We start from the raw sequence: 10,753 nt of genomic DNA on the forward strand, positions 1-10,753 counted from the left end.
TTATGTTTTCTATTTGATTATTCTCAATAATATTAGAAATATTTTTCCTAAAAGTTTTACAGGCATAAAAATTAGCATCAATTGCCCAAACCAACTTAAATCCTGCCTTATGAAATGGTAAATCCATGCCTCCACAACCAGAAAATAAAGATATGATTTTTGGCGCTTGATTCCAATTTATCTTTTTTAAACGTTCAATCAACATTTTATTCAAAAATAATACAACCAGATACAGGGGATTCTACTTTGGTGAAGTACAACCTACGCGAGTAAGATGCACAGTTCAAAAAAATCGCACTGAGAACATTTAATTATTAATATCTGTACTTCTTATACTTAGAATCTACTGTATAGAAACCAATATAAATTAGAGTTTAATTTTCTGATATTAAATTGTTAATTTCCCTCAAATATACAGAAAATATACTAATTTTTCCAATTATAAACATTTATAGACAAGATTGCTGATCTAAGATATATTATATTAATAAAGTTAATAAAAAGATGAAGCCTTGTGACTTGCTCTTTGTCAAAATTTATTTCTATAGCGACCGGGAATGATTTATAAGATATTTAATAACTATTAAAAGAAATCAAAATCTTTCTATATTCTCACTCCTGACTGCTGATTCCTAATTACCAAGAAAATCTCACAAATGAAATATGATTGTTATAGATTTAATCTGTAAATCCTAATTATCAATTATCCATTAAAAATTATGGCATGGCTTCCAGGAAAAAAAATTTATGGCGATGTAGCTACCGCTAGGCTCCGCCAACGCTAAATTATGCAAAAAGAATTAGGAAAAATTAGTAGAATATATATGTGAATGGTAAGATTTTATTGTAGGGGTTTGGCTTCCAAATCCCTGCTTGGGTTTGGAGACCAAACCCCTACAGTTTTCTCTAACAAATCATTGAGGATAACTATAGTAATCCCCATTACAAAAAAACTTCTAACTTCTGATTTAGTTAAAAATTATGGCATGGCTTCCAGGAAAAAAAATTTACGGGAATCGTTACATTATTCAAAAAGAATTAGGCAAGGGTGGCTATAGTATTACTTATATTGCTAAAACCAATAAAGGTGAACGAGTAGTTATTAAAACTCTAAAAGATGAAATTTTTATCTCTAAAAATCTCACAAATTTTCTAGAAAAATATCAACAAGATTTTCGAGATGAAGGGTTGCGACTTGCTCTTTGTCAACATCCAAATATTGTACAGATAAAAAATGTTTTTACTGAAGGAAAACATCCCTGTATTGTGATGGAATATGTGGTAGGAGAAGATTTAGAAAAATTAGTTAAAAGAAAGGGGAAATTATCAGAAAATGAGGCATTAATTTACATTAGACAAATAGGAGAAGCTTTAACAGTAATCCACTCTAAAGGTTTATTACATCGGGATGTTAAACCACAAAATATTATTGTCCGTAATCTTAACAATAAACCCGAAGCAGTTTTGATTGATTTTGGTATTGCTCGTGAGTTTATTCCAGATGTGACTTTGACTCAAACTGTGGCTGGTTCAAATGGCTTTTCTCCCATTGAACAATATGCAGAAAAAGCCAAGCGAGGAGAATTTACCGATGTTTATTCTTTAGCATCAACTCTTTATTATTTACTAACTGCTGAAGTTCCCATTCCAGCACCAGCAAGAGCAGCAAGAATAGCTCTTAACTTACCAAAACAATTTAATCCGAAAATTAGCGTTGGCGGAGCAAGTGCGGCAGCTATATCGCTGTCAAGAAGCTATTGTTCAAGGTATGGCATTTCATGCTGAAGAACGCCCCCAGTCAGTAGCAGAATGGTTATCTTATTTTACAGAATTAAAAAGTCAAAATTTAAAAGTCAAAAGTAATGCTTTCTTTACTGAAAATTTTGACAATACAATAATTTCCCAAGATTATTTGACATCTGAAAATTTGACGAAATCTTTTAATCAAACAGAAGTTGATTATAGAAAATTAGAGAATCTTTTAGCTGCCCGAAAATGGCAAAAAGCAGATGCAGAAACTAGAGAAATAATGCTGAAAATTTTAGACCGAGAAACTAGAGAATGGGGAACAAAAGCAGAAATAGAAAAATTTCCCTGCAAAGACTTAAGTATTATCGATAAACTTTGGATTAAATATAGTAATGGTAGGTTTGGTTTCACCGTTCAAAAAATAATTTGGCAGAATATTGGTGGTAAACCTAATGCTGACCATAATATTTATATCAGGTTTGCTGAACAGATAGGATGGCGACTAAATGAAAATTGGTTATCTTGGTTTGATTTTAATTTTAATATTAATGCACCAGTCGGACATTTGCCTTGTGGATTAGGGCGAGGAGTAATAGATTTTGGTATTGCTTTTTTATCTCGAATAGAAATTTGCGGACTTGAGGAACCGAAAAATATTCCTCTTAATATTGGCAAAGTAAAAATAGACTATTCTCGTCTAAGAGATTTTTTGTCAGCTCGAAATTTTCGAGAAGCCGATCAAGAAACTGTCGCTTTAATGTTGCAAGTAGTTGGCAAAAATAAAGACGAAAAATTGACTCTTTTTGATATAGAAACTTTTCCTTGTTTGGAGCTGGAGAAAATTAATCAACTTTGGCTAAATTATTCTCAAGGGCGTTTTGGTTTTACTGTACAAAAATCTATTTATTTTCATGTAGAAAAAAGTATTGAGCAGAGGTTCGGGAAAAATCGTAAATATCACAAAATGATTTGGCAAAATTTTAGTGATGTTGTGGGATGGCAAGTGGCAGGTAAGATAAAATATTATAGTGAGTTTGATTTTAGTTTAAATGCACCTTTCGGTCATTTACCTGTTTCATGGTGTGTCAAATTTAAAGTGGAAAAGTTTGGGGTAGGAGTCTGGCGAGAAACTTTTTTTAATCGTGTGAATAATTGTTTGATTAATACAGGAAAAATCTATCTTAATGAAGTAGAAAAAAATCAATAAAAAGTCGAATTAAAATTGTTAAAGGTGATATTGCTCAACAGAAAGTTGATGCTATTGTTAATTCTACAGACCGCGCTCTTTCTTCTGGTTCAACGATATCTTATTCTATTCATAAAATAGCTGGATTAGAACTTAGAGAAGCTTGTCTAAGATTACATGCTTGTCAACATGGGGAAGCAAAAATTACTAATGGTTATAATTTATTTGCTAAGTGGGTTATTCATACAGTTGCTGCTAGATGGCAAGGTGGAAGTTTAGGAGATAGAATACACTGATAAAATGTTATCAAAATAGTTTAGCTTTGGCAGAAAAATATGCTGTTAAAACTATTGCTTTTCCTCCTATTACTACTGGTGCTTTATGTTTTCCGGTGGAAGTAGCGGCAAGAATAGCTATTACTGAAGCAATTGAGTTTTTGTTAGAATGTAAGTCTATTGAACAGGTGATTTTTGTTTGCTTTGAGGTTCGGGTTTATGAACAATATTTAGAGGTTTTTTCTGAAATATATAGATATATAGAGGGTTAAATTTTCTGAGTGTTGCGTATAGAGCAAGAGTAAATACATTTTGTGAAGCACCTCGCTATAGAGGGTGAATGATGGAATTTTCTGATTATGGCTCTATACTTTCTGGTTCATACATTTTGTGAAGCATCCCAATATGGAGGATGAATGGTGGAATTTTCTGATTATGGCTCTATACTTTCTGGTTTATATATTTTGTGAAGCACCCCGCTATGGAGAATGAATGGCGCAATTTTCTCATTATGTTGGTCAATATTGCACGAACCTTATATTTCTGAAGTTTTCGGGGAGTTGGGATGGGGGATTCCATTTAATATCCCTATAATCTTATGTTGTATAATATAACACCCTCCTTGGTTTAGCACTATAAGTCTCTTATTGACAGGGTTCCAGGGTGTTTAAGATAGGGTGAATATCTGCCAAATTCCATCTAATCCTACCTGTTATACGGGCTGAAGGCTTAAACTGGTCAGTAATGCAGCCCATTTAGAAGTTTTTGTATATCACGCACTCAGCCGTGTTGACACTTAATTACTTTAGTGCTATCCTACACCACAAGGATTTTTCGTTAAGGGATTAGTCCTTCGCCTTAGTATCTTAGGCAGCTAAGCGCTTTCTAGTTAATAGCTAGAGATATTCCTGGTGAGAATTCTATGAGCTTCCGGAAGCACTGCTTTTGATAGGGTATATCATTAAGCTATTCTTGATTTTTTTGCCAATATAAAACATACTCACAGCCCTAATCATGATTCTCCGAATAAAAGTCACATTTTTCAGTTTTATCTCGTTCCTTCTTGTCTTATTTTGGGTAGCTAGTCCTGTAGCATTAGCTTTTACTGAACCTATCCTCATTACCGACCCAACTAACACGGTTGATCTCAAAGATTGTCTAAAGCCAAACCCAGATCAACAACAGCATTTTTTGGAGAAGACTGATCCAAAAGCCATAGAAATTCTTCGCTTTTGGTATGAGCAATGGGATAATGATATAGTTAAAGGAGGAAAAGGAGTCTACAATAGTAAGTGGTTTCCTCATGGTCCTGCGGGCGCTGCAGGTAGTCAGGAAGTTGATAAGCAAATCCGCGAAAAGTTCTCAAAAACATTTGACGCGGCTGTCGAGGGCAAGCTGACATGGGAAATCGATACAAATCCCTATGAAAACTTAGCCTATATTTTACTGATCGATCAATTTTCCCGGAACATGTTTCGAGGCACTAACAAAGCATACAAATATGACAACCTAGGCTTAGCGGCGGCGGACAAAAACCTGCAAGGTTGCTTCTTTAACTATTATTTTACTGGCTACCAAAAGCTGTTTGTTGTGTATCCGTTCATGCACGATGAAAATCTTGCCTCCCAAAAGCGATCATTAGAGTTTCTCAAGATAATTAACGAAGATGAGGAACATCGATATGAGTTTCTGAATGCATTTCAAAAGGCATTCGAGCATTACCAAATGATTTTTATGTTTGACCGTTTTCCGCATCGAAATAGTCGCCGTGGCCGTCCGAATAAAGATAATGAACGGTCTTACTTGGAAAAAATGCAGACTCTGGGGTTTGTGGATGGCTCCAAATGGTAATCGTTCCCAACTCTTGGTAAACCTCTAAGTCCTACTGCAATCAGAGCATCTTGCTTTGATACGTTATGCTGTCTCTAACGCATCAGAAATATATTTGCTTTTTCATCCTAACCCTGTGCTGCACTCGAGGGCTTGACGAGCGCTTGGTTCTTACAAAAAAAATCCATAGCCGTCGGTGAGCACAAATGTTAGGCAATAGCTTTGTGATCTAGTATATATCGATGCCAACCCACTGAAGACCACCGTCTTCTTGCTGTCACAATCGCCTCATTATTCATATTCAAAGCCAAAACTGTCATCACCAAGCCAGAAGCAGTGGCCAAAGTCCATCGTAATTTTCTCACAGTGGGGGCAGATACTGTTGCTCCATATGCAGTAGAAAATGGGACAATTACAGCGATTTTTATTTCAGAAAACTACAGTAGGGACGTATGGCTAACGCCAAGCTCCGCTAACGCTGGGCGACATGTAACGCATTTTTGTTATGCAACGTCCCTACAAAATTTTGGTTATGGCGATTAGTTTATCTATTTGAAAACCACTGTAATCATAACCTTTATTTCTAAAATCAACAATGAAAAATGATGCTAGTTAGTTGATTTTCGACTTCATTCATATAATCTGTTAATCCTGTACTCACACCTCTTTTTTGCAAAGTTTCCAAACTTGTTTCTTCCCAACATTTCCGTTCTCTTTCAAATTCTCCTCTTGTGAGTTTTTCCAGCACTATTTTAGGATTTCTCATCCGTTTAGTTTCTTCTTTTGAATTAGAACATAATCTATGAGATTCCTCACAAGGATCAAACTTTAATTCACTTTTAATCTCTTCCAGAATTTTTGCTTCTGATTTATCCAGCGGAATAAAACCATTCAAAACCCATGCTTCTCGGTTTCGGTTTGCCATTCCCATAACAATTTTAAATTGGCGATCGCTATATTCGGAGCGCACTTTTTCGATACTTTCTTTTCGCTCAGGTTGATCATCTAAATCGCGGATAAAGACAACTGCTTTAATTTGTCGTTGTCGCGTTTTTTGCAGACAAGAGACAAATTTCAGAATTTTTTTTGCTGCTGCACCATCAGCACCTTTAGCACCACGAGTTTTAGGTATCTTAACACCGGAGTTCTCAATTATACGTTTAATATCCTTCCAACAGGAATATTCTATATTTTCTTCTAAACCGCTCCACTGAAAAAAGTCTTGAAGTTGTTCTTCTTCTAACCAATCGACTTTTTCCAGTAAAAGGCGATCGCCTAATTTAGTAGCAGTTCGTGCATCAGCTTTACTTTCTACAATCACAATACATTCATTCATTTGTTTTTTCCTCAATTACCCAATCTTCACCTTCAGCATCCCAAAATTCTCCAGTAGTTAAAGTTTGTTTTGCCCATTCAACATCTGGATGTTCATCTAATCTTTTGCAACAAGTCAATCCTGAATTATTGTTAGTTAAAACATGAACTTGAGAGGGTGTAAGCTCATCAATAATATAAGGAGAATGAGTTGAAAAAATAATTTGTAAATTAGGATTCACTTTAATAATTTCCTTAAAAACAGACATTAATTCTCGTTGTGCTTGAGGATTAAGTCCTTGCTCAACATCATCTAATAATACTAAATTAGGTGCATTTGGATTCATTAAAACTGTCAATAAACCAAGAGCAAGAATTGTTCCTTCACTAATAGCATGGGCAGGAATTTTATCTCCACTCTTCATATCGAAAACTATTTCTTGTCCTGCCATCTCTTGACTTTCTTGGTAAGAAATAGATTTTCCATCTACTTCTATTAAACGTTGGCGATCGACTGCAACTTTAGCTCGTCTGATTCCAAACCTTTTGACATCGGGAACAACTTGTCGCAGCATTTCTTGCAAAGATTGAAATTTATCTGGTGCTTCGTTGCGCAAGTCATCTAAGTAAGGTGCTATCCCGGAACCATTAAACTCAATTTGTGGTGTCACTGCTTCACTATAAGCAACTGTAGCAAGATTAGCAGCTATCAATTTCAAGTAAACTAAATATCTCCAATACTCTATTACTTCAGAAGATACTAATGAGATTTGTCCATCTGAACGCTTATTTCCTTTGGGGTTTGAAAATAATATTGCCCGCCAACCAGAATCATCCTTTTTTCGCCAATCAAGAGTTAATTTACAGTTTTGTATAGGGTTATCTTCCAAAAAAATATTTACAGTAACAGATATCTGATTTTCTCCCTTTCTTGCTATAATTTCTGGGGAATTTTCATGTTTAAAAACGTCTTGAAATAATGAATTATTTTCCTGTGCAAGTCTGCTCAAATAATGTAATGCTTGTAAAACAGATGTTTTACCAGAACCATTAGGTCCTACGAGTGCGTGCAGTCGGGAATCATCAAATTCAAGGTTTGTTTCTGGATGACTTTTAAAGTTATCTAGTTTTATTGTTTTTAACATTCAATTACTAACATCCTTATCATTGATAATTTCATAATTTAATTAAGCTAGTTATTCCCAAGTTAATATTATTTATACATTAAATTAACAGCAACAGAACAAGATTTATTAATACCTAAATAACTGTTAGGAGAAAGCCAATAATTTGAAATTATTCAAGAAAATGGGAAAATTATTATCACCAGCATTAAAAAAAATACTTTATATTTAAAATTTAGGTGAAAATTATGTAGAATATGATGTATAAAATAGCAAAAATATTTGAAGATATTAAGTTTGTTATTTGAGACTTATTTCTGAATAAATCTATTAAGTTGTTTAACTAATAAATTTACTGTTTGGGAACGATTATTATTAACAGTATCGGGTTGATTATATTACAATACGGTTCAGTTAATATAGAATCCGGTTATATGCTTATCTTATCTACACCAAGGAAGGTAGTAGAAGTATCCCCCCAACCCCCCTTTGAAAGGGGGGCAGAAGAGGAAAAATTAACTGAGAAGGTACAAAGTTTTTTATCAACTAATTATCTTGATTCTATTCTAGAATAAGACGAAAACTCATAAGATATAGCAATGTGCGCTGGCATGTTTACAAATTGCAGGAAGTGTCCAATAGCTTCAAGTCTTATATTATAGGCAATTTATTCTCCCTGTTGCCTGCGCGCAGCGCTATATGGAACCATTACAGCGCTTTTCAAATGGATGAACTATACCGCCATAACCAACATCTTGTAGGGACGTTGCATAACAAAAATGCTAACGTCCCTACTATGGTTTATTGAAATGAAAACCGCTGTATATCATATCTTGATAATCAGCGATAAAACTCCGTTCCGCTTACGCGATCAAAAACCTTTATCCCTCTAAAACAATATTCCCTCATGCTTCCCCCCTTTCAAAGGGGGGTTAGGGGGGATTTATTCTACAGTCTAACGATTCAAAATTAAAACTATTGTATATCATGTCCGGATAATCAGTGATAAAAAACCTTTATCCCTTCAAAACAATATTCCCTCCTATTTCCCCCCTTTCAAAGGGGGGTTAGGGGGGATTTCCTTTACTGAACCCTATTGTTAAATTAGGCTAACTTTAAAATATTAGACTTTGGGTTGGTAGGCAAAAATTACATCATTCCCATACCAGGCATTCCCATGCCACCCATACCGCCCATACCGCCCATGCCGCCCATGCCACCATCCATATCAGGCATAGCAGCTTTTTTCTCAGGCTTCTCAACAACTACAGCTTCAGTAGTTAATACCATACCAGCAATGGAACCAGCATTTTGCAACGCGGAACGTACCACCATCGCCGGATCGAGAATACCAGCAGCAATCATATCTTCATATTCGCCAGTTATCGCATTGTAACCAACACTGAAATCAGTAGAACGTACTTTCTCAACAACTACGGAACCTTCTGCACCAGAGTTATCAGCAATTTGACGCAAAGGAGCTTCCAAAGCACGCTTCACAATATTCGCACCAATTTGCTCTTCTTCAGTTAAGCTACCTTTCAACTCCTCCACTTTAGAAGACAAATGAATTAAAGTAGTACCACCACCAGGTACAATACCTTCTTCCACAGCAGCTTTGGTTGCATTCAAAGCATCCTCAATGCGTAACTTCCGGTCTTTGAGTTCAGTTTCTGTAGCAGCACCAACTTTGATGACTGCAACCCCACCAGCTAATTTAGCGATACGCTCCTGTAATTTCTCTTTGTCGTAATCAGAGTCAGTCTCTTCAAGCTGTTTGCGAATTTGACCGATCCGCTTTTTGACTTCCTCTGCTGTTTCTCCACCAGCAACAATAGTAGTGTTGTCTTTGTTAATAGTAATTTTGCGACCAACACCCATCATATCTAAGTCTGCCATCTCTAGACTCAGACCAACTTCTTCAGAAATTAGTTGACCACCAGTCAGAATAGCAATATCTTGCAGCATAGCTTTCCGGCGATCACCAAAACCAGGAGCTTTCACAGCAGCAACATTTAACACACCTCTTGCTTTATTCACCACCAAAGTTGCTAAAGCTTCTCCTTCAATATCCTCAGCAATAATTAATAAAGCTTGACCAGCGCGAGCCACCTTTTCTAATACCGCTACCAAATCCTGAATAGAAGAAATTTTCTTATCAGTAATTAAGATGCGAGCATTTTCAAACTCCACAACCAACCGCTCTTGATCGGTAACAAAATAAGGAGACAAATAACCACGATCGATTTGCATTCCTTCCACAACATCCAACTCTGTAGACAGAGACTTAGACTCTTCCACAGTGATGACTCCATCCTTGGTAACTTTTTCCATTGCTTCAGAAATCATTTTTCCGACTTCTGCATCACCACCTGCGGAAACTGTAGCAACTTGAGCGATCGCCTCTCCTTCTACTGGTTTAGCAGCTGTTTCTATTTCTGCAACTAAGTGATTAATAGTTTTTTCAATCCCTTTACGCACTGCCACTGGGTTCGCACCAGCAGCAACGTTTTTGAGACCTTCCTTAATCATAGATTGAGCTAAAACTGTAGCAGTAGTTGTGCCATCTCCAGCAATATCCTTAGTTTTGGATGCTACTTCTTGAATTAATCTAGCACCTGTATTTTCTAGAGGATCTTCTAACTCAATATCCTTTGCTACGGTAATCCCATCATTAACGATTTGGGGAGCGCCAAATTTTTTCTCTAATAATACGTTTCTACCTTTTGGACCCATTGTTATTCTGACCGCATCAGCTAAGGTATTGATACCTTTTTCTAGAGCGCGTCTGGATTTATCATCAAATTCTACAATTTTGGCCATATCTTTTTTCCTAATTGTTTCCAACTAAAAATTTAGCACTCTATACAATCGAGTGCTAGTTGGTGGAAACCGTACATGGGATAATGAATAATTAATAATGAATAATTAGGGTTTAGGGTTTTTAGATAATATCAAATCCGGTAGTATCCGTTTAAATAAAGAATGTGGAAAATAATGAATAATTAATAATTAGGATTTTTGTATAATATCAAATCTGGTAGTATCCGTTTAAATAAAGAATGTGAGAAGTAATGAATAATTAATAATGAATAATTAATAATTAGGGTTTTTGGATAATATTAAATCTGGTAGTATCAGTTTAACAAAGAATGTGAGAAGTAATGAATAATTAGGGTTTAGGGTTTTTAGATAATATCAAATCCGGTAGTATCCGTTTAAATAAAGAATGTGAGAAGTAATGAATAATTAATAATGAATAATTAATAATTAGG

The 10,753-nt window shown here is 35.4% G+C and carries 11 protein-coding genes; 6 read left to right on the plus strand and 5 right to left on the minus strand.

The genetic code is table 11. The features are described from left to right. The coding region (locus VKJ25_RS18095; RefSeq protein WP_324238037.1) for a DNA cytosine methyltransferase at window positions 1–205 on the minus strand (205 nt) is incomplete at its 3' end. Between the two features lie 776 nt (window positions 206–981). On the opposite strand from VKJ25_RS18095, the gene VKJ25_RS18100 reads away from it, so the two are divergent. The 5 genes from VKJ25_RS18100 to VKJ25_RS18115 all read left to right on the plus strand — a co-directional run bounded on the left by VKJ25_RS18100 (window position 982) and on the right by VKJ25_RS18115 (window position 5,061). Beyond that, complete coding sequence (locus tag VKJ25_RS18100) at window positions 982–1,785, plus strand: serine/threonine protein kinase (protein WP_324238038.1); 804 nt, start codon at window positions 982–984, stop codon at window positions 1,783–1,785. Continuing rightward, the gene (locus tag VKJ25_RS18105) at window positions 1,715–2,956 is read left to right on the plus strand and encodes a GUN4 domain-containing protein (RefSeq protein WP_324238039.1); all 1,242 of its coding nucleotides are present in this window, start codon (window positions 1,715–1,717) and stop codon (window positions 2,954–2,956) included. Before VKJ25_RS18100 ends, VKJ25_RS18105 begins: the two co-directional genes overlap by 71 nt. 116 nt (window positions 2,957–3,072) lie before the next feature. Then, window positions 3,073–3,231 carry a macro domain-containing protein gene (locus tag VKJ25_RS24700; RefSeq protein ID WP_375340345.1) on the plus strand — a complete coding sequence of 53 codons (159 nt, stop codon included), beginning with the start codon at window positions 3,073–3,075 and terminating at the stop codon, window positions 3,229–3,231. Window positions 3,232–3,257: 26 nt separating this feature from the next. After that, window positions 3,258–3,482: a macro domain-containing protein gene (locus VKJ25_RS18110; RefSeq protein ID WP_324238040.1), complete on the plus strand. Its 225-nt coding sequence runs from the start codon at window positions 3,258–3,260 to the stop codon at window positions 3,480–3,482. A gap of 742 nt (window positions 3,483–4,224) precedes the next feature. Continuing rightward, window positions 4,225–5,061 (plus strand): DUF924 family protein, encoded by an 837-nt coding sequence (locus VKJ25_RS18115; protein WP_324238041.1) that lies wholly within the window; start codon window positions 4,225–4,227, stop codon window positions 5,059–5,061. 188 nt (window positions 5,062–5,249) lie between these two features. On the opposite strand, the gene VKJ25_RS18120 is transcribed toward VKJ25_RS18115, so the two are convergent. The 3 genes from VKJ25_RS18120 to VKJ25_RS18130 form a co-directional block, all read right to left on the minus strand. Next, entirely contained in the window at window positions 5,250–5,405 is a 156-nt protein-coding gene (locus VKJ25_RS18120; protein WP_324238042.1) for a hypothetical protein, read from the minus strand. A gap of 224 nt (window positions 5,406–5,629) precedes the next feature. After that, complete coding sequence (locus VKJ25_RS18125; RefSeq protein WP_324238043.1) at window positions 5,630–6,376, minus strand: hypothetical protein; 747 nt, start codon at window positions 6,374–6,376, stop codon at window positions 5,630–5,632. Further along, complete coding sequence (locus VKJ25_RS18130) at window positions 6,369–7,499, minus strand: AAA family ATPase (RefSeq protein WP_324238044.1); 1,131 nt, start codon at window positions 7,497–7,499, stop codon at window positions 6,369–6,371. The genes VKJ25_RS18125 and VKJ25_RS18130 overlap by 8 nt, the downstream gene beginning before the upstream one ends. Before the next feature lie 413 nt (window positions 7,500–7,912). On the opposite strand from VKJ25_RS18130, the gene VKJ25_RS18135 reads away from it, so the two are divergent. Then, entirely contained in the window at window positions 7,913–8,053 is a 141-nt protein-coding gene (locus VKJ25_RS18135; protein WP_324238045.1) for a hypothetical protein, read from the plus strand. Window positions 8,054–8,627: 574 nt separating this feature from the next. On the opposite strand, the gene groL is transcribed toward VKJ25_RS18135, so the two are convergent. Beyond that, the gene (gene groL / locus VKJ25_RS18140; protein WP_324238046.1) at window positions 8,628–10,301 is read right to left on the minus strand and encodes a chaperonin GroEL; all 1,674 of its coding nucleotides are present in this window, start codon (window positions 10,299–10,301) and stop codon (window positions 8,628–8,630) included. Window positions 10,302–10,753 lie beyond the last annotated feature (452 nt).

The organism is Okeania sp. (genome assembly GCF_035285525.1).
Classification (GTDB): domain Bacteria; phylum Cyanobacteriota; class Cyanobacteriia; order Cyanobacteriales; family Microcoleaceae; genus Trichodesmium.